General features: G+C 69.4%; 19 protein-coding genes. 12 read left to right on the top strand and 7 right to left on the bottom strand.

All coding sequences use genetic code 11. The annotated features are described in order from the left end of the window. The first annotated feature begins 19 nt into the window (after positions 1 to 19). The 8 genes from E0H45_RS24310 to E0H45_RS24275 all read left to right on the top strand — a co-directional run bounded on the left by E0H45_RS24310 (position 20) and on the right by E0H45_RS24275 (position 6952). Positions 20 to 853, top strand: a complete 834-nt coding sequence (locus E0H45_RS24310; protein ID WP_131341284.1) for a fumarylacetoacetate hydrolase family protein — start codon at positions 20 to 22, stop codon at positions 851 to 853. Next, positions 850 to 1548, top strand: a complete 699-nt coding sequence (locus E0H45_RS24305; RefSeq protein WP_131341281.1) for a GntR family transcriptional regulator — start codon at positions 850 to 852, stop codon at positions 1546 to 1548. Before E0H45_RS24310 ends, E0H45_RS24305 begins: the two co-directional genes overlap by 4 nt. After that, positions 1545 to 2270 (top strand): SDR family NAD(P)-dependent oxidoreductase, encoded by a 726-nt coding sequence (locus E0H45_RS24300; protein ID WP_131341278.1) that lies wholly within the window; start codon positions 1545 to 1547, stop codon positions 2268 to 2270. Before E0H45_RS24305 ends, E0H45_RS24300 begins: the two co-directional genes overlap by 4 nt. Positions 2271 to 2274: 4 nt before the next feature. Then, entirely contained in the window at positions 2275 to 3831 is a 1557-nt protein-coding gene (locus tag E0H45_RS24295) for an FAD-dependent monooxygenase (protein ID WP_131341276.1), read from the top strand. Continuing rightward, a complete protein-coding gene (locus tag E0H45_RS24290) occupies positions 3828 to 4217 on the top strand; it encodes a cupin domain-containing protein (RefSeq protein ID WP_131341274.1) in 390 nt (129 codons plus the stop codon). Before E0H45_RS24295 ends, E0H45_RS24290 begins: the two co-directional genes overlap by 4 nt. A 1-nt stretch (position 4218) precedes the next feature. Beyond that, positions 4219 to 5118 carry an amidohydrolase family protein gene (locus tag E0H45_RS24285; RefSeq protein ID WP_131341272.1) on the top strand — a complete coding sequence of 300 codons (900 nt, stop codon included), beginning with the start codon at positions 4219 to 4221 and terminating at the stop codon, positions 5116 to 5118. 64 nt (positions 5119 to 5182) lie between these two features. Next, entirely contained in the window at positions 5183 to 6127 is a 945-nt protein-coding gene (locus E0H45_RS24280) for a quinone oxidoreductase family protein (RefSeq protein ID WP_131341270.1), read from the top strand. 135 nt (positions 6128 to 6262) lie between these two features. Then, the gene (locus E0H45_RS24275; RefSeq protein ID WP_131341267.1) at positions 6263 to 6952 is read left to right on the top strand and encodes a GntR family transcriptional regulator; all 690 of its coding nucleotides are present in this window, start codon (positions 6263 to 6265) and stop codon (positions 6950 to 6952) included. Here E0H45_RS24275 and E0H45_RS24270 read toward each other — a convergent pair. From E0H45_RS24270 to E0H45_RS24260, 3 genes are read right to left on the bottom strand one after another with little or no spacing between them, the layout of a single operon-like run. After that, positions 6918 to 7655 (bottom strand): PIG-L family deacetylase, encoded by a 738-nt coding sequence (locus tag E0H45_RS24270; RefSeq protein WP_131341264.1) that lies wholly within the window; start codon positions 7653 to 7655, stop codon positions 6918 to 6920. The genes E0H45_RS24275 and E0H45_RS24270 overlap by 35 nt on opposite strands. Continuing rightward, positions 7656 to 8120, bottom strand: coding sequence for a PPOX class F420-dependent oxidoreductase (locus tag E0H45_RS24265; protein WP_131341261.1), 465 nt, complete (start codon positions 8118 to 8120; stop codon positions 7656 to 7658). 10 nt (positions 8121 to 8130) lie between these two features. Then, positions 8131 to 8661: a hypothetical protein gene (locus tag E0H45_RS24260; protein WP_131341258.1), complete on the bottom strand. Its 531-nt coding sequence runs from the start codon at positions 8659 to 8661 to the stop codon at positions 8131 to 8133. 76 nt (positions 8662 to 8737) lie between these two features. On the opposite strand from E0H45_RS24260, the gene E0H45_RS24255 reads away from it, so the two are divergent. The 3 genes from E0H45_RS24255 (at position 8738) to E0H45_RS24245 (ending at position 11598) form a co-directional block, all read left to right on the top strand. Beyond that, the gene (locus E0H45_RS24255; RefSeq protein ID WP_165546580.1) at positions 8738 to 9526 is read left to right on the top strand and encodes a hypothetical protein; all 789 of its coding nucleotides are present in this window, start codon (positions 8738 to 8740) and stop codon (positions 9524 to 9526) included. After that, positions 9526 to 11148, top strand: a complete 1623-nt coding sequence (locus E0H45_RS24250) for a DNA polymerase Y family protein (protein WP_238155230.1) — start codon at positions 9526 to 9528, stop codon at positions 11146 to 11148. Before E0H45_RS24255 ends, E0H45_RS24250 begins: the two co-directional genes overlap by 1 nt. 63 nt (positions 11149 to 11211) lie before the next feature. Beyond that, entirely contained in the window at positions 11212 to 11598 is a 387-nt protein-coding gene (locus tag E0H45_RS24245) for a VOC family protein (protein WP_131341255.1), read from the top strand. Positions 11599 to 11602: 4 nt separating this feature from the next. On the opposite strand, the gene E0H45_RS24240 is transcribed toward E0H45_RS24245, so the two are convergent. After that, positions 11603 to 12913: a glycosyltransferase gene (locus E0H45_RS24240; protein ID WP_131341252.1), complete on the bottom strand. Its 1311-nt coding sequence runs from the start codon at positions 12911 to 12913 to the stop codon at positions 11603 to 11605. Continuing rightward, positions 12910 to 15132: a glycoside hydrolase domain-containing protein gene (locus tag E0H45_RS24235; RefSeq protein WP_238155227.1), complete on the bottom strand. Its 2223-nt coding sequence runs from the start codon at positions 15130 to 15132 to the stop codon at positions 12910 to 12912. Before E0H45_RS24235 ends, E0H45_RS24240 begins: the two co-directional genes overlap by 4 nt. 157 nt (positions 15133 to 15289) lie before the next feature. Here E0H45_RS24235 and E0H45_RS24230 point away from each other — a divergent pair, with 157 nt between their 5' ends. After that, positions 15290 to 16060 carry a class I SAM-dependent methyltransferase gene (locus tag E0H45_RS24230; RefSeq protein ID WP_165546579.1) on the top strand — a complete coding sequence of 257 codons (771 nt, stop codon included), beginning with the start codon at positions 15290 to 15292 and terminating at the stop codon, positions 16058 to 16060. Here E0H45_RS24230 and E0H45_RS24225 read toward each other — a convergent pair. Together E0H45_RS24225 and E0H45_RS24220 are read right to left on the bottom strand one after the other, a co-directional pair. Beyond that, positions 16029 to 17231: an RNA polymerase sigma factor gene (locus E0H45_RS24225; protein ID WP_131341246.1), complete on the bottom strand. Its 1203-nt coding sequence runs from the start codon at positions 17229 to 17231 to the stop codon at positions 16029 to 16031. The genes E0H45_RS24230 and E0H45_RS24225 overlap by 32 nt on opposite strands. Next, positions 17231 to 17599 (bottom strand): YciI family protein, encoded by a 369-nt coding sequence (locus E0H45_RS24220; RefSeq protein ID WP_131341243.1) that lies wholly within the window; start codon positions 17597 to 17599, stop codon positions 17231 to 17233. Before E0H45_RS24220 ends, E0H45_RS24225 begins: the two co-directional genes overlap by 1 nt. Positions 17600 to 17651 lie beyond the last annotated feature (52 nt).

Raw genomic sequence — 17651 nt, 5'->3', positions numbered from 1 at the left:
GGTGTCGAGTGGACCTGAGATGAAGTACGTGACGGTGGAGTACGCCGGGAGCGAGCGGCCCGGCGTACTCGACGGCGATACGGTTCTGTTGCTCGATGCAACAGACCTGACCGAGGTGATCGCCGGTCCGGCCGAGGTGGTGGACAAGATCCCTTACAGTGAAGAGATCCTGCGCGCGCCGCTGCGGCGGTTCCGGCGCGACATCCTGTGCACCGGGTGGAACTACTGGGACCACTTCGAGGAGAGCAAGGGCAAGCGCGAGGGCCAGGACGTGGACCGGCCCGAGCACCCGACGTTCTTCACCAAGGGTCCGGACGTGGTGATCGGTCCGTACGACGACATCGTCTATGACCCGGCGATCTCCGCCAAGTGGGACTACGAGGCCGAGGTCGCGCTGGTGATCGGCAGGACCGGCAAGAACATCCCGGTCGACGAGGCGCTCAACCACGTCTGGGGCTACACGCTCGCAAACGACGTGTCGCAGCGGGACCTGCAGCGTGCGCACGGCGGGCAGTGGCTGAAGGGCAAGAGCATCGACGACACCATGCCGCTGGGTCCCTGGATCGTCACCGCCGACGAGGTGGGTGACCCGCAGGACATTCACCTGCAGTGCCTGGTGAACGACGAGGTACGGCAGGACGCGTCCACGCGGCAGATGGCGTTCGACGTCGCTACGCTGATCAGTGAGCTGTCTTTCGGTATGACGTTGCGCCCGGGTGACCTGCTGCTCACCGGTACGCCGGCCGGCATCGGAAACGCCCGAGAGCCACAGGTGTTCCTGCAGGACGGCGATGTGGTCGTCACCCGGTCCGACAAGCTCGGCTCGCTGCGCAACCGGGTGGCTCGGGTATGAGCGGGCCACTGGAGTTGTTGCCAGGTGGCGGCAAGGGAGGGCGCCGTACCCTCGCCGAACACGCGGCCGCAGAGCTGCACCAGCTGATCCTGTCCGGTGAGCTACCCAGTGGTACGCCTCTTCGCCTGGTGGAGCTGGCCAGCCGGCTCGAGATGAGCCAGATGCCCGTACGCGAAGGCCTCCGTCGGCTCGAGGCACTGGGCCTGGTCGAGATCATCCCGCACCGTGGCGCGTGGGTGCGTGACCTGTCCCTGGCGGATCTGCGTGACACGCACGAGACGCGGCTGGCGTTGGAGAGCCTCGCAGTACGCGCGGCTGCGGCTCACTTCACCGACGAGGACCTGACGAAGGCAGCGGCGGCGCTGGCCGAGCACCTCCGGTTGTCGCGCGCGGAGGACTCCGCGGGTGCCCGTGGGGCTCATGCGGACTTCCACTTCGCGATCTACCGGGCCAGTGGTTCGCAGTGGTTGCCGCGAGCAATCGAGCCGGTCTGGCAGAACAGCGAGCGGTACCGGTTCGGCAGCCGTCCCACTGCGTTCCTGATCGAGCGGAGCCGGCAGGAGCACCAGGCGATCCTGGACGCGTGCGTGGCACGGGACCCGGACGCGGCGGAGCGGGCGTTGCGCAGTCACCTGGCCGGCGCGTTCCAGCGGATCACCGAGACCATGACATCGAAGCAGAAGGAGACGCCGTGAAGGTGAGCTTCGATGCGACCGGTGAGGTCGTGGTGATCACAGGAGGCGCCCAGGGCATCGGTGCGGCGCTGGCTGCCGCGGTGAACGCCGCCGGCGGTACAGCGGTCGTCTTTGACCTCAATGCACCGGCGAACGGCGTCGAGCACGTCAAGGTGGACGTGGCGGACCGGTCCGCGGTCGAGGCCGCAGTAGCGGGTGTGCTGGAGCGGTACGGACGTATCGACGGTCTGGTCGCCGGTGCGGCGGTGCAGCCGCGGTCGCCGGTGCTGGAGATCGATGCGGCCGAGTGGACGCGCACGTTGCAGGTGAACCTGGACGGTGTGGTCTGGGCGTGTCAGGCCGTCGTACCGCACATGGTGGCGCGACAGTCCGGTTCGGTGGTGGTTTTCACGTCCGGGATGGCGTCGACCGGCTTCGCGGGTGCTGCGGCGTACGCGGCGAGCAAGGCGGCGCTGGTGGCGTTCGCCAAGACGCTGGCGGTGGAGGTGGCCGGCGACCGGGTCCGGGTGAACGTGGTCGCGCCGGGGGTGATCGACACCGAGCAGTTCCGAGGTGCGAACGCCGGTGCGGACCGGGAGCACTGGCAGGACACCATAGGTATCGGCGACCCCGAGGACGTGGTCGGCCCGTTGCTGTTCCTGCTGTCCGACGCGGCCGCGATGACCGGGTCCGTGCTGACCCGGGAACGCGCCTTTGCCAAGCTCACAAGCTTCGTGGAGTGAACTCGTGAACCAACTGCCTGTCGCCGTGGTGGGTGCCGGACCGATCGGTCTGACCACTGCGCTCGGTCTCGCGCACTACGGCATCCCGTACGTGCTGCTGGAGGAGGACGCCGTCCTGTCCTCCGACACCAAGGCCGGTACGACGCTCAGCCGGACGCTGGAGATCTGGAACCGGTACGGCGCGGTCGACGGCATCCTCGGTGCCGCGCTGCGGATCGACGAGATCGGCGACATCGACCGGGCCACCAACACTCCGCGCGCCTCGGTGCAGCTGGCCGAGCTGGTGAACGACACCCAGTTCCCGTTCGTCATCAACCTGCCGCAGCAGAAGATGGAGCCGCTGCTGGCGGCAGCTCTTCCAGAGCCGGTGCGGACGCAGCACCGGATGACGTCGTTCGAGGTCCGCGACGATCGCGTAGTACTGCAGCTGGAGACGCCTGACGGCCCTCAGGAGCTGGAAGCGTCGTACCTGCTGGCCTGTGACGGTGGGCGTTCGCGGATCCGCGATGCGCTCGGGGTGAAGGTGGTGGGGGAGACCCTGCCCGAGCGGTACATGCTGATCGACGTAGTGGTGGATCTGGACGTCGACAACGCCCGGGACTACCCGTACCTCGCGTACTTCGCGGACAAGTCCGAGTGGATGGTGCTGATCCGGCAGCCGGACAACTGGCGGTTCCTGTTCCCGCTGGCGGCCGGGGCCGATGCGCCGGGCGACGAGGACCTGCTGGTGAAGGTGAAGCAGTTCATCGGCGAGGTGGACCGGATCGAGCTGCTCGGCTCGGTGGTCTACAACGTGCACCACCGGGTGGCGGAGCAATGGACTGTCGATCGCAAGGTGTTCCTGATGGGCGATGCGGCACACCTGATCACTCCGATGTGGGCGCTCGGTCTGAACACGGGTGCGCTGGACGCGTCCAACCTGCCGTGGCGGCTGGCCTGGGTACTGCGTGGCTGGGCTGATCCGTCGCTGCTGGACGGCTACGAGCAGGAGCAGCGACCGGTGGCGATCGAGGGCTCTGGCGAGATGGCGGAGGCGGCTCGCAAGTACATGTCCTTCCAGCGCGGTGCTGTCACCGAGGACACGGGAGCGTGGGCCACGGCGTACAACCGGACGCTGCTGAGCGTGCGGCTGGACGTCGAGGGTGTGGGCGACTGGTCGATGGTGGCTACGTCCGCTGCGCCGCCTGCCGTACGGGCGGGTGACCGGGCGCCGGACCTGGTGCTGCAGAGTCCCACCGGTCGTATGTCGATCCACGACCTGTGCCGGGACTCGTTCGTGGCGCTCTACTTCACCGACGTACGGCGCCGGCCGGAGATCCCGGTGAACGAGTCGCCCGCGTTGCAGCACTACGCGGTGTCCCGGTGGGACGCGCCGCACGACTCCGGTCTGCGGGACAGGGCGCTGTTCGATCCAGGCAGCGTCGCCACCAAGCGGTACGGCGTACCGGCGGACAGCGTCGTACTGATCCGGCCGGACGGCCACATCGCCGCGGTCGCCCCGATGGGTACTGGTGTGGCTGAGGAGCTGTACACCCGGGTCACTGGTCGGGAGGTGCCATGAGCTTCAACGAACCGCTGCAGGAGATCCTGCTGCAGACGGAGGACCTGGAGTGGGTGGAGAAGTCGCTGGACGGCCTGTCCCACAAGATGCTGTGGCGGGACCCGGTGACCGAGGCGTCGATCGCACTGGTGCGGTTCGAGAAGGGCTCGGGGATCCCGTCGAAGCACAAGCACGCCTCGAACCAGTTCATGTTCTGCCTGTCCGGCCGGTACGTGTACCTGCCGACCGGGACGACGCTGACCAAGGGCAGCTTCTACTGGAACCCGAAGGGCGTCGTCCACGGTCCTACGCGCGCCGAGGAGACCTCTGTCCTGCTGGAGGTGTACGACGGTCCGCACTACCCGGAGCGTCCGGACTTCTACGACAACGACGAGGACGCGCGCTGACATGGCCGGTTGGGACGTCCACACGCACCTGATCCCGCCGACCGTGCTGGCGGCAGCGCATCGGGGTGAGTTCGGGCTGTCCGTCGACAACGGCTTCCTGGTTGTCGACGGGGAGCGACTGCCGCTGCGTCGGCTCGCCGACCCGGCTGCACTGCTGCACTGGGTCTCGTCACAGGACCTCGACGGTGCTGTGGTGTCAGTGCCGCCGGCTCTCTTCCGGTACGACGCCGGCATCGAGTGGACCGAGCTGGTGAACCAGGGCCTCCGGGAGCTCGCCACACCGCAGCTGCGCGTGCTGGCGCACCTGCCACTGCTGGACCCGGCTGCACCCGCTGTAGCCGCCGGACTGGCCAGTGAGGGCGTCTTCAGCGGTTTTGCCCTCGGTACGCCGAGTTACGCCGGGCTGGATCCGGTGTGGCGGGTGCTGGACGCGCTGGAGGCGTTCACGCTGATTCACCCGGGACACAGTGACGACAAACGGCTTGATTCGTTTTACCTGTCGAACCTGTTGGGGAATCCGTACGAGACCGGACTGGCGGCTGCTTCGCTCGTCTTCGCGGACGTGCCGGGGCGGTTTCCGGGAATCCGGTTCTGTCTGTGCCATGGGGGTGGTGTGACGGCTGCCGTCGCCGGACGGTGGCAGCGCGGGATCGACCAGGACCGGCCGGGGATCGAGCCGGTGTCCTTGCCGGTGGCCGAGGCACTGCGCCGCTTCTACGTCGACGATCTGGTCCACGACGACGCCGTACTGGAGCTGCTGACGAAGACGTTCGGGCCCGAGCGGGTGCTGGCCGGGAGTGACTGGCCGTTCCCGATGGGCAGCGACGAGGTGTCCGCCGCGCGGTCCGCCGCGGCCGAGGTGCTGACCCGGCCGCTGGCGAAGGAGGTCGCCGAGTGGTGAGACGTGTGTTCTGTCTGGTCGAGGTCGTGATCAGATATCAAATCGTGGGGAACGGGGTAGAAGCGTGAGTACACGGGGGACTGTCCTGCGCAGTCATGGACCGGGGGAGCAGCCGAAGGCCGAAGAGGTCGAGCTGACCGCCGGTCCGGGTGAGACGCTGGTGGAGATGCGGCTGGCCGCGGTGACGCCGCTGGACCGGTCGACACTGGCCGGACAGCGGCCGTCCATGTCGTCTGGGCCGTTCATGCCTGGCTCCGAAGGGGCCGGTGTGGTGGTGAGCTCGGACGTCGCCGAGGCGGGTACGTCGGTGGTGGTCCGGGGCGAGGGCGTCGGCGTGACACGGGACGGTGTCTGGGGCCGGTACGCCGTCGTGCCGAATGCCGCCGTACATCGGCTGCCGTCTTCGCTCGAGCCGGGTACGGCGCTCGCGTTGATGACGCCGGCGTTGACCGCGCACACCGCCGTACGACGGGTGGCCGACGTACAAGAGGGCGAGACGGTCGTGGTCACCGGCGTCACCGGTCTGGTCGGGCACATGTGTGCTGCGATCGCACGGTCGGCCGGTGCCTCGCGGGTGATCGGTCTGGTGTCGCTGGACGACCGCGCTGACGGTGCGACCGGACTGGTGGATCAGCTGGTCCGTGTGGACGGTCTGGGGCAGGTGGGCCGGGAGCTGCCGTGGTGCGACGCAGTCATCGACACCATGGGTGGTCCGGTGGCCGGTGGGGTGCTCGGGCACATCTCTCCGGGCGGGCGGATCGCCGTACTGGGCTACAAGGCCGGTGAGTTCACCACGATCGATCTGCACCAGTTGATCGGTCGGGACCTGCGGGTGCTGCCAGTGAACCTGCAGCGGACCACGTTGGCACCGCATGCGGTCGGTCAGGCGCTCGCCGATATCGCAGCGGTGTCCTGGCGAGCGGACTACGACGTCGTACCGGCCGAGCGAATCGGCGACGTGCTGGAGCGGCAAGCAGGCCGGGTTCTGCTCGACCTGACAGGGCTCTGAGAAAGCGTCGGTGGCCTAGACCACTCATGTTTACTGGGCTTTGAGCTGAGCAATCTGTCGTCGAAGGCCTCCAGATACCCGGTCGGCGGCTACGGTACCTCCAGAGCTGAATAGGAGAGAGGCAGCCCGCTACTGATGATCCGACGACTCGAGCTCACGCCTGGGGGGCCGACCGGCCGTCGTACGCTCGCCGAGGAAGCTGCCGCCGAGCTGCACGAGCTCATCCTGTCCGGCGAACTTCCCAGCGGTACGGCGCTCCGGCTGGAGGAGCTCGCCAAGCGACTGGACATGAGCCAGATGCCGATCCGGGAAGGGCTCCGGCGGATGGCGGCACTCGGACTGGTCGAGATCGTCCCGCACAAGGGCGCCTGGGTGCGTGAGCTGTCGATGGAGGACCTGCGCGACACCCACGAGACCCGGCTGGCGCTGGAGTCGCTGGCAGTCCGGGCGGCCGCGACGCGGTTCTCCGACTCGGACGCGTCGGCTGCCCGGACCGCATTGGCCGAGCACGTCCGGTTGTCGAAGCTGGGCGACAACATCGCGTCCCGGCAGGCGCACACCGAGTTCCACTTCGCGATCTACCGGTCCGGCGGGTCGCGGTGGCTGCCGCGGGCGATCGAACCTGTCTGGCAGAACAGCGAGCGCTACCGGTTCGGTTCGCGGCAGACCAAGGCCCGGATCGAGCAGACGCGTCGCGAGCACCAGGCGATTCTCGACGCGTGCCTGGCGCACGACGAAGAGGGTGCGGAGGCAGCGCTGCGCGAGCACCTGGAAGGTGCCATGCAGCGCATCACCGAGACGATGGAGCGTCGCTCCAAGCAGTGAGCTCCTCGAACCGGTCCTGCTGCCAGCCGGTCGCGTCGAACACGGCACGCAGCAGCAGTCCGTCGCTGCTCGCCCGGTGTACGCCGAGGAGCTCTGCGAGCGGCTTGCTGCCCAGGCCGTCGTAGTACTCGTCCAGGGCCTGCCGCCGGCGCTGCTCGGATGCTCCGCCGATCTCTTCCAGCGGCGCATCGCACCCTTTGACGTGGCCTGACCCGACCTGCTGACCCGGTGCGAGCTGCTGGATCAGCTGCTCGCCCGCACGCACGTCCTGAGCTCTTACGCGTGCACCCAGTGCACGACAGTCGACGCGCTGGAGTGCACGCTGGACGCCTTGTGAGATCGCGATGTGGTCCGGGTGACCCGTCAGCCCGTCAGTGCCTACCGTGAGGATGAGCTCCGGTTCGATCACAGCGGCCGCGACCTCGATCGCTTCGGCCAGGTCGTCCGGTGACGCCATGGCCAAGGAGTGTGGTCCACTGCGGCCGCCGTCGTCGATCCACTGGTCCACTGCGCCCAGCCAGTCCCACTCGCTGATCCCGAGCAGTGAGCAGGAGGCGCTGAGGTGATCGAGGGCTCCGTGCATGCCGGCGGTAGCGACCCGCAGTACGACGTGCCAGCCCTGCTTGTTCAGTACGGATGTGGCGGCGCCTGTGGCGAACACCTCGTCGTCAGGGTGGGCGTGGACTACTAACGCCGTACGCATCTACTCAGCGAGATGTGCTGGGAAGCCGCCGGTGGCGATCGGGCTCCAGCGCTCCGGGGTGATGCGGATGAGGCACTTGCCCTGCTTCACCATCGCCTCGCGGTACTCGTCCCAGTCCGGGTGTTCACCGGAGATGGAGCGGTAGTAGTCGACCAGCGCCTCCACCGCGTCCGGCAACTCGATCACCTCGCCGCTGCCGTCCACCTGCACCCACGCGCCGTTCCACTCGTCCGACAGCACGAGCACGCTGGCCTTGCCGGCCCGCTTCACGTTCGTGCTCTTCGCCCGCTCCGGGTACGACGAGATGACGATCCGCCCCTCGGTGTCCACACCACCCGACACCGGCGAAGCCTGCACCGTCCCGTCGGCCCGGGTAGTCATCAGCAGCATGTGATGACGCGGCCGCACGAACTCCAGCAACCCGTCGAGCTCGACCTTGGTATTGGTGGCAATAGTCCTCGGCATGGCTCCCACCTTATGTGCTGGGCTGTTGCAGATCTGCTGGGGTGATGAGGTGCTCCAGTTCGTCGTCGGTGAGCTGGTTGATGAGGTGCTTGGCACGTTGGGCCTGCGGGGTCGTGGGCAGGGCACCGTCGAGCAGGTCGGGAAGGAAGAGCTCGTAGCCGGCCCGGGCGCGGGGCGAGTAGCGATGGCGGGTGCGGGCTACTGCCGAGGAGACGCGGATCGCATGCTCGTTTCCGGGAGGTACGCCGGGGCGGTCGGTCTCCCGCGCGGCGAAGCGGAAGCCGTTCGCCTTGTCGCAACTCGGGCACCCGGAGTCGCCGGCGCCGAGTGTGGCGCCGCAGTCCGGGCAGGTCAGTTGGTTCAGCGCGCCGTCCACGATCCGCCAGTCGAACTCGGAGGTGTCCTGCAGCACGACCTCGGCCAGCTCGCGCGGTTCCGCCGTACCACCCGACTCCGCGCAGAAAGTGTCCCAGGCGGCGTCGATACTGGCCTCGACCTGCCGCAAGGCGGTGGTGAACCGAGGGTGATCGACACGACGCATGCCCCGGACTCTAGCCAGCCTCAGCCCTGTGGACGACCGGATTGACTTGTTCGAACAGGTGTTCGAACATGGAGATATGACGGGGAGCGAGGAAGCGGGAGGCCGGGTCACAGCGCTCGACCACGCGCGCCTGCTCCTCGCCAGAGCCAAGGCGCAGAAAGGCGCCGCCGAAGCCGATCCGGGGTATGAGGCGCCGACTCGGGTTCCTTCGGTGGCTCGGGTGCAGCAGGCGCTGGATACGGCGGGGGTGGATCGGGAGCTGCCGACGCATCCGGCGGTGGGTGAGCTGCTGGCGGGGGCGAGCCTGCGTGGCGGTTCGGTGTACTCGGTGCGCGGGAGTGCCGCGCTGGTGATGGCGCTGATGGCCGGGCCGTCCGCGGAGGGCGCCTGGTGCGGTGTGGTCGGCGTGCCGTCGTTCGGGGCCGAGGCGGCGCGCGGCCTCGGGGTGGACCTGGAGCGTCTCGTGCTTGTTCCGGATCCGGGGCCGGAGTGGCTGAGCGTCGTCGCCGCGCTGGTCGACGCGCTGACCGTGGTCGTCGTCCGCCCGCCCGGCGAGGTGACACCGGGGGAGGCGTCCCGGCTCGCCGCACGGCTCCGGACCCGCGGCGCGATGCTGATCGCGTACGGGTCCTGGCCCGGCAGCGAGGCCCGGTTCGAGATCGAGAGCAACACCTGGACCGGTCTCGGCGACGGCGAGGGTCTGCTCGCCGCCCGGCGCGCGACCGTCGCGGTGACCGGCCGGCGCGCCGCCGTCCGGGCTCGTCATGAGCTCTGGCTGCCCGCCCCCGACGGCACGATCCGCTCCACCGGGACCGCGGAAGCCCGGCCGGAGGAGTGGGCGGACCAGATCGGTGCGGTGGGCTGATGAACGGGCTGATGAACGGGCTGACCCGGACGATGGTGATCTGGGTGCCGGACTGGCCGGTGGCGGCGGCCGCGGTGGCGACCGGGCGATCACCGGCCGAGCCGATCGCCGTACTGGAGAAGGGAAAGGTGCTCGCCACCTCCGCCACCGCACGCGCCGAAGGGGTACGGCGCGGGCAGCAGGCCCGGGACGCGCAGTCGCGGTGCCCGGAGCTGGTCGTGCTGAAGTACGACCCGGTGATCGACGCGCGGTCATTCGACCCGGTGATCTCGTGCCTGGAGGCGATCACGCCGGGCGTGCAGGTGATCCGTCCGGGGATGTGCGCGTTGAAGGCGCGCGGCCCGGCGCGGTTCTACGGCAGCGAGGAGGCCGCCGCGGAGAAGCTGCTCGACCGGCTCGAGACGTACGACGTGCACGGCGGCCGGATCGGGATCGCCGACGGGCCGTTCGCCGCGGAGCAGGCGGCCCGGGTGAGTTCCGCGCAGACCCGGGTGCACGTGGTGCAGCCGGGCGGTTCACCGGAGTTCCTCGCGCCGCTGTCGGTCGACGCACTCGAGCAACCGGCGCTCACGGATCTGCTCCGCCGGCTGGGGTTGCGGTCGCTGGGCGCGTTCGCGCAGTTGCCCCGGACCGAGGTGCTGACCCGGTTCGGCCAGGACGGCGCCTTCGCTCATCGGCTGGCCCGTGGGTACGACGATCGCCCGGTGACCGGCCGGGAGATCCCGCCGGAGCTCACCCGGACGCTCGACTTCGAGCCGTCGGTGGACCGGGTCGACCAGGTGGCGTTCGCGGTCCGGGCGGTCGCCGACGAGCTGATCGCCCGGCTGACCGAGCTCGGGCTGGTGTGTACGACGCTGCGGGTCGAGGTCGGCACCGAGTCCGGGCGGATCCACGAGCGGGAGTGGCTGCACCCGCGCTGGTTCACCGCGGCGGATGTGGTGGACCGGGTGCGCTGGCAACTGCAGGGGAGCGGTACGGCGACCAGCGAGCTGACCTCACCGGTCGTCCGGGTGCGGCTGATCCCGGACCAGGCGGATCCGGTCGGCGCGCATGTCGACGGGTTGTGGGGCGGCGGTCCGGACGAGCGGATCCACCGGGCGTTGTCGCGGGTGCAGAGCATGCTGGGTCACGGTGCGGTGATGTCGGTGGTGATCGGCGGCGGCCGCGGATTCGCGGAGCGGCAGACGCTGGTCCCGTGGGGCGATCCGGCCGTCCCGGCGCGGTCCCCGGACCAGCCCTGGCCCGGTGCGATCACCGGTTCGGTCGGTGCGGCCAAGCGTTGGCCGGCGCTGGCGCCGACCACGGTCTTCCCGGAGCCGATCCCCGCGAAGGTGTTCGCCGCGGACGGCGCCCAGGTCTCGGTCAGCGCCCGCGGTGAGCTGTCCGGCGTCCCCACCGCGTTCACTCTGCTGCCGGCCCGCGGCCCCGGCGTTCAAGTTGCCAACAGCAACAAGATACACCCGATCACCGCCTGGGCCGGTCCCTGGCTCACCGCGGAGCGCTGGTGGGATCCCAGCACCGAGTCCCGCCAGGCCCGCTTCCAGTTCCAGACCGCCGACACCCGGGCCTGGCTCTTCACCCTCCACCAAACCACCTGGCAAGCCCAAGCCACCTACGACTGAGTCAGGTGAAGTCGATGCGCATCACGGTGCGGCGGAACCGTCCGGAACATTAAGTTGGTGCGTATGCATCGGAGCCGGGTTTCTACGTTTCTGATCGACGTCAAGCGGGACGAAGTGCAGGACGCTACGGCGTTCTGGTCCGCGGCTCTCGGCGTACGGACGTCTTCGCCGGACGGGGAGCCGCAGTTCATCAGCCTGCACGACGCGGTGCCCGGGTACGTGACCGCGATCCAGTCCGTCGACGACGAGCCGCGGTACCACCTGGACATCGAGACCGACGACGTCCCCGCCGAGGTCGCGCGCCTGACCGGGATCGGCGCGGTCGAAGTCGCGAGCTGGCAAGGCTGCCACACCCTCCGCGCCCCGGGCGGGCATCTGCTGTGCGTCATCCCGGCGCACAGCGACCCGGCGTACTTCGAGCAGCACGCGACCGTCTGGGGCAGCGAGTAAGAGCTCAGGCGACGTGGACGGCGGGAGGCTGGGCGAGCGCGAAGAGGCGGTCGAACACCGCTGCCCGGTCGAACTGCAACGCGTACGCCCGCGCGCGCTGCTCGGCCCCCGCGCGCTGCTCGCGGGTCCAGTCGCACACGACCTCGTCAAGCACGGTCCGCAGCGTGGCCGGGTCACGCTGCGGCACCAGCAGGGCCGTATCACCGACCGCCTCGGGGACACCGCCGGTCGCGCAGGTGATGATCGGCCCGCCGCCGGCGAGAGCCTTCTCGACCAGCGCGATCCCGAACGTCTCCACGAACTCCGGCTGCTCGCGGGTCGGCAGCACGAACGCCGCGCTCCCCGCCATCAGCGCCGGCTTCTCCGCGTCGTCCACGTCGGTCAGCACCTGCACCCGCTCGCCCAGCCCCGCTGCCGCCACCCGCGCCACCACCTCGGCTTCCTGCGGCCCGCGCCCGGCCAGGACCAGTTGCACCCGCTCGGCTGACCGCGACCCGGCGTAGGCGTCGATCAGGTCGTCGACCCCCTTCGCCGAGGCGATCCGTGACAGGAACAGCACGTACCCGTCCCGCGAAAGGCCACGCCGGGCAAGAGTTTCGGCGATCCTGTCATCGGTGAGCGACAGGTAGGACCAGGAGTCGACGGCCGGGTAGGAGATGGCGATCCGCTCACGGCACTGCTGCGCGAACGTCGTACCGTGCATGCCGTCGAGAGTCGCCGCCGAGGCCACGATCAGGTCCCTGGTGTACTCCGACACCGCCACGCAGTGGTCGGCCGCCAGGTAGACCGACAGGATGTGCGCGGCCGCCCCGAACCGGCCGGTGTTCACGCACTCGCGCACCACGTTGGTGATGTCGGAGCCCACCGCCTCAGCCACGGTGATGACCTGTGCGGGCCCGATCCGGCGCGCCACCTGGACGGCCTCCTGTACGGCGATCGCGTGCGGGCTCAGGTACAGCGACATCGCCACCGTCGGCACCCCGTCGCTGAACAGCTCGACCAGCCGCCCGATGAGCCCGGACAGGTACCGCCCGTCCGGAACTCGGTAGTCACCAACGGGATCGGGCCGCTCCACGGTGATGCCAGGGCTGTACGGCAGCACGCGATCGAGTGGTTTCAACGGCAGCCCGGCCGCCTCCAACGCGTCCAGCGGCCAGGTCACGATCCGCACGTCGTCGAACCCGCGGGTGAGTGCCACCTCCGCGAGGCACCGTGCCTCACCGGAGTGCCCGCAGATCACTGGGTCGGCGCGGACAACAAGGACCAGGCGGCGGTTGGGTGCGGACGGGACGAGCGTGTCCTCGGCGATGTTCATACCTCACCTCCAGCGGCGTGCAGCGGGTCGGATGTGGATGGTGGCCTGATCTGGGTGCCCCAGCCGGAGGGCCGAGGGCCGAGCTCGATGTGCAGGTTGCGGATGTGCCGCAGTTCCTTGCCGGAGATCCAGGGGCGTTCGAGGGTCTTGCCGTCGACCGCGATGGATTGGACGTAGGAGACCGGTCCGCCTGCCTCGACCGGCTCGAATCCTGTGGTGGTGATGGACAGCTCGCCCTCCGGCAGCCGGGTCGTGGACTCCGCCACAGCCGGCGCGCTCACCAGGAACAGGTTCTGCCCAGCCACCGGGAACAGCCCGAGCGTCGCCCACACGTACCAAGCGGACAGCCCGCCGGAGTCGTCGTTACCCGGAAGCCCGCCCCGGCCGGTGCCGAACTGGTTGGCGACCGCGGCATGCACCACCTCGGCGGTTCGGTCCGGCCGCCCGGCGTAGTGGTAGGACCACGGCGCCTCGTAGTCCGGTTCGTTGTTCAATCCCTCGAACCGGCACAGGTCGTACCCGGCGTTCATCTCTGCCACGCTCGGCGCCACCCCCGGCTGGGTGACCGGTGCGGCGCCGTACCCGAAGAAGCGGTCGAGCAGCCCGACGAACGCCTCGTCGCCGCCGGCCAGTGCGATCCGGGCGCGCATGTCGTGCAGCAGCCGGAAGGAGTAGTTCCACCGGCCGCCCTCGTAGAACGTCGAGTCGCGCAGCAGGCCGGTGCCCGGGTCGTACGCCGCCCGCCAGCCTTGGGCGAGGTCGCGCATCTGCTGGGCCAGCGGCCGGTCGCGCACCTTGCGGGCGATCGCCGCGGTGCAGTGGTAGGCGTACGCCAGGTCGAGGGTGTGGCTGATCGGGTGAGCCACACCGTGCACCAGATAGTCCTCGCCGTACGTCCGGCGCAGGTCCATCTCCAGGTGCACCATGGCCCAGTCCCAGTCGACACCAGGTAGATCCAGTTGGCACAGGTCGGCGAAGAAGGTGTGCGCGAGGGCGCTGCCCTGCCGGGAGAACCGGTCGGCGCCCTTGGCCATCCGGTAGCCGATCGGCAGGTTGCCCTCCTGCTCGCAGATCGACAGCAGCGCGCCGGCCAGTGCTACCGAACGCTCCGGGAACAGCGTGGTCATCAGCGGCAGCTGGGTGCGGTAGATGTCCCACATGGTGCAGATGTCGAAGGCGTACGGGCCCTTGGTGGTCCACGACGGGCTCTCGTCCGGGGCGAAGCACGGCTTGACCATCGAGTGGTAGAGCGCGGTGCCGAAAACCGTTGCCTGGTCATCGGACTCGGCCTTGATCTCCACCTTGCCGAGGTGGTCACGCCAGCCGGCTGCCGTGCGCTCACGCCGCCCGGCGAAGGTGGCCTGAGCGCGGCCGACGTCCGCGCGGAGGTTGTCGCGGGCCGTCTCACACCCCCGCAGGGAGAACCCCAGCCGTACCTCGACGGTCTGCTCGGCGCGCGAGGGACCCATGAACATCAGCCCGAACGGCCGCAAGGTGGTCGGCCGGATGTAGTCGAAGTCGAGGCGGGTGCCGCCGGGCATCAGGCGCCGGTCGTACCACAGCAGCTGCCGCCAGCCGGGAGCGTCGACCTCCAGGTGCACGGCGAGCGGCACCCCCTCGACGTGGATCTCGCCTTGAGCCACCCCAGGCTCCAGCATCGCCAGGTGCGCCTTGAGCGGCACAGTCCGGCTGTGCGGGATGGCCAGGCCGCCGGTCGAGGCGTCGATGACGATCCGGGCGGCGTCGTGCGCCGGGAAGGTGTACCGGTGGACGGCCGACTTGGCGCCGACCGTCACCTCGCAACGCACCCCGGAGCTCAGCGTCGCCGCGTAGTAGCCGGGCTCGGCCACCTCGTCCAGCAGGTCCCACGTGGTGCCTAGGTCATCGAGCGGGCCGAGCATCGGCGTGACCTGGAAGTAGTTGTAGTACTTGCGGATCGCGCCGGTGCCGGACTGCTGGAAGTGGGTGAAGCCGGAGGCGACCGGGCGGTCGTACAACAGGTCGGGCACGCCCTCGGTGTTGAAGTCGTACAGCCCGTAACCGGTCGGATAAGCCCCGGAGTACGGGCAGGCCGACACCATCCCGAAGGGGTGCATGGCACCCGGGTGGGTGTTGCCGACCTGCGGCTTGGGCCACCACCAGGTCGCGGCCAGGCCCTTGGGCGTGGGCAGGTCGGTGGCGCCGGTCCCGATGAACGGGTCGACGTGCTCGTACATCATCGGGCCTCACCGCCTCACGCGGCTGACGTGGACTCTCAAAGTAAGAAGCGCATGTTTCAGCCGTGTGTTCGAAGGAGACGCGCAGGTTACGACCGGGCCGTCGGCTGGCAGCAGAATCCGGCGATCGGGCCGTACCGCCCGGTCTACGCTCCGACACATGACTGAGCTTGCGGCGACGTTTCAGCAGGAGGCAGTGGCGGAGGCCTATCAGCATCGGCCGCCGTACCCGGCCGAGGTGTTCGATCGGCTCGTGGAGTTGATCGTCGACGAGCCGCGGCGGGTGCTCGACATCGGCGCCGGCGAAGGCGCGATCGCGCGGCCGCTCGCGCCGCGGGTCGAGCACGTCGACGCGATCGACTTCTCCGCGCCGATGGTCACGGCGGGCAAGCAGCGCCCGGGCGGCGATCACCCGAACGTCACCTGGCAGGTCAACCCGATCGAGACCGCCGACCTCGACGGCCCGTACGCATTGGTGACGGCTGGGGCGAGCATCCACTGGATGCCGTGGGAGGAGACGTTCGCGCGCATCGTGCCGCACCTGACGCCGAACGCCCAGCTCGTCGTCGTCGAGCACGGCCCGGTGGACATGCCCTGGTGGGACGGCGTCGTACAGGCCATCCAGAAGCATTCGCGCAAGAAGGACCACGACCCGAAGTACAGCGTCGTCGAGGCGATCCGTGACCGCGGCCTGCTCGATCTCACCGGTACGGCGCGGACAGCGCCGGTCACGTACCGCCAGAAGGTCGCGGACTACGTCGAGCAGTTCCACTCGACGTCGAGCCTGGCGCGCGACCTGATGACCGCCGAGGAAGCAGCCGACTTCGACGCGATAGTTGAGGAAGCGGTCCACCCGTACGCGAAGGACGGCCTGCTGGAGCTGACGCTCCAGGCCGAGCTCAGCTGGGGCCGGCCGAAGATCGCAGGGTAGCCGCGCGCGCCCGCAGGTAGCGTTGCTCGGGAACACTCTGGGTGAGCCGCGCGGCGAGCTCGTACGCCGACTGCGCGGCAGCCCCCTCGCCGGACAGCTCGAGCAGATGCGCCCGTACGGCGGCCAGCCGGTGATGGTCCTGCAAGGCCGGATCCACGTCGTCGAGCAACGTCAGCCCGGCGGCGGGGCCGTGCACCATCGCGACCGCGACGATCCGGTTCAGCGTCACCATCGGACCCGGCGCGGTCGCCTCGAGCAGTTCGTACAGCATCAGGATCTCGCGCCAGTCGGTCTCGTCGGCGTCCGCCGCCGAGTCGTGGACCGCGGCGATCGCCGCCTGCAGCTGGTACGGCCCGACCGGCGCCGACCGCAACGTCGACTCGATCAACTCGGTGCCCTCGGCAATCGCCGCCGCATCCCACAACGACCGGTCCTGCTCCGGTAACGGCACCAGCGCACCGTCCGCCGTCGTACGGGCGGGCCGACGCGCGTCGGTCAGCAGCAGCAACGCGAGCAGCCCGGCCACCTCACCCTCAGCCGGCAACGAAGCATGCAGTTGGCGCGTCAGCCGGATCGCCTCCGCGCTCAGCTCGACGCGGTGCAGCGACGTACCGGACGAGGCCGTGTAGCCCTCGTTGAAGACGAGGTAGAGCACATGCAGTACGGCGGCCAGCCGCTCGGGCTGCTCGGACGCCGGCGGCATCGCGAACCGCGCACCCTGGAGCTTCGCCTTCGCCCGGCTGATCCGCTGCCCGATCGTTGCCTCCGGCACCAGAAACGCCCGCGCGATCTCACCGGTCGTCAACCCGCCGACGGCGCGCAGTGTGAGCGCCACCTGCGACTGCGGTGTCAGCGCCGGATGACAGCACAGCATCAGCAGCGTCAGCGAGTCGTCGTCCGACGACGCCGGCTCCGGGGGAGTCCACGACGCGACGGTCTCCTCCCGACGCGTCCGGGCCGCCTCGTTCCGCAGTACCTCGATCCGCCGCCGCGAAGCGACCGTGATCAGCCAGCTGCGCGGATTGGCCGGAACACCTTCACCCGGCCACTGCAGCGACGCGGCCAGCAGGGCCTCCTGTACGGCGTCCTCGCACGCGTCGAAGTCGCCGTACCGCCGGACCAGTGCGCCGAGTACCTGCGGCGCCTGCTCCCGGAGCAGCTCCTCGAGCATCAGCTGAACGCGCTGAGGTCACGGACGGGACGTACTTCCACGACGCTGAACGGCGCCTCCGGGATCTGCGCGACGATCTCCACCGCGCGGTCCATCGAGTCGCACTCCAGCAGGTAGAAGCCGGCCAGCTGCTCCTTCACCTCGGCGAACGGGCCGTCCGTCGTCATCGGCTTACCGTCGCGGACCAGGACCTGTTTGGTCAGCTCCGGGGCGTCCAGCGACTCCGACGCGACCAGCTCACCGTGCACGGCGAGCGCCTCGTGCAGAGCGGCGTACCCGGCCATGCCTTCCTTCTTCTGCTCGTCGGTCATCGAGTCCCAGACCGCACGGGACTCCGGGTTGCCGTAGATCAGTACCAGGAACCTCATCTGCTCAGGGTAAGCATCACCCTTGGGTATCGATCGGGTCACCGGTTCGTCG

Origin of the sequence: Kribbella soli, from assembly GCF_004331345.1 — a bacterium.
GTDB lineage: Bacteria > Actinomycetota > Actinomycetes > Propionibacteriales > Kribbellaceae > Kribbella > Kribbella soli.
Note: the sequence above shows the minus strand (reverse complement) of the source record. Positions and strands in the feature narration are given on the sequence as shown.

Excerpts from the sequence above, each read along its gene's own strand:
- E0H45_RS24310 (WP_131341284.1), top strand. The coding sequence starts at position 20 with ATGAAGTACGTGACGGTGGAGTACGCCGGGAGCGAGCGGCCCGGCGTA.
- E0H45_RS24305 (WP_131341281.1), top strand. The coding sequence starts at position 850 with ATGAGCGGGCCACTGGAGTTGTTGCCAGGTGGCGGCAAGGGAGGGCGC.
- E0H45_RS24290 (WP_131341274.1), top strand. The coding sequence starts at position 3,828 with ATGAGCTTCAACGAACCGCTGCAGGAGATCCTGCTGCAGACGGAGGAC.
- E0H45_RS24285 (WP_131341272.1), top strand. The coding sequence starts at position 4,219 with ATGGCCGGTTGGGACGTCCACACGCACCTGATCCCGCCGACCGTGCTG.
- E0H45_RS24275 (WP_131341267.1), top strand. The coding sequence starts at position 6,263 with ATGATCCGACGACTCGAGCTCACGCCTGGGGGGCCGACCGGCCGTCGT.
- E0H45_RS24270 (WP_131341264.1), bottom strand. The coding sequence starts at position 7,655 with ATGCGTACGGCGTTAGTAGTCCACGCCCACCCTGACGACGAGGTGTTC.
- E0H45_RS24265 (WP_131341261.1), bottom strand. The coding sequence starts at position 8,120 with ATGCCGAGGACTATTGCCACCAATACCAAGGTCGAGCTCGACGGGTTG.
- E0H45_RS24260 (WP_131341258.1), bottom strand. The coding sequence starts at position 8,661 with ATGCGTCGTGTCGATCACCCTCGGTTCACCACCGCCTTGCGGCAGGTC.
- E0H45_RS24255 (WP_165546580.1), top strand. The coding sequence starts at position 8,738 with ATGACGGGGAGCGAGGAAGCGGGAGGCCGGGTCACAGCGCTCGACCAC.
- E0H45_RS24250 (WP_238155230.1), top strand. The coding sequence starts at position 9,526 with ATGAACGGGCTGATGAACGGGCTGACCCGGACGATGGTGATCTGGGTG.
- E0H45_RS24245 (WP_131341255.1), top strand. The coding sequence starts at position 11,212 with ATGCATCGGAGCCGGGTTTCTACGTTTCTGATCGACGTCAAGCGGGAC.
- E0H45_RS24240 (WP_131341252.1), bottom strand. The coding sequence starts at position 12,913 with ATGAACATCGCCGAGGACACGCTCGTCCCGTCCGCACCCAACCGCCGC.
- E0H45_RS24235 (WP_238155227.1), bottom strand. The coding sequence starts at position 15,132 with ATGATGTACGAGCACGTCGACCCGTTCATCGGGACCGGCGCCACCGAC.
- E0H45_RS24230 (WP_165546579.1), top strand. The coding sequence starts at position 15,290 with ATGACTGAGCTTGCGGCGACGTTTCAGCAGGAGGCAGTGGCGGAGGCC.
- E0H45_RS24225 (WP_131341246.1), bottom strand. The coding sequence starts at position 17,231 with ATGCTCGAGGAGCTGCTCCGGGAGCAGGCGCCGCAGGTACTCGGCGCA.
- E0H45_RS24220 (WP_131341243.1), bottom strand. The coding sequence starts at position 17,599 with ATGAGGTTCCTGGTACTGATCTACGGCAACCCGGAGTCCCGTGCGGTC.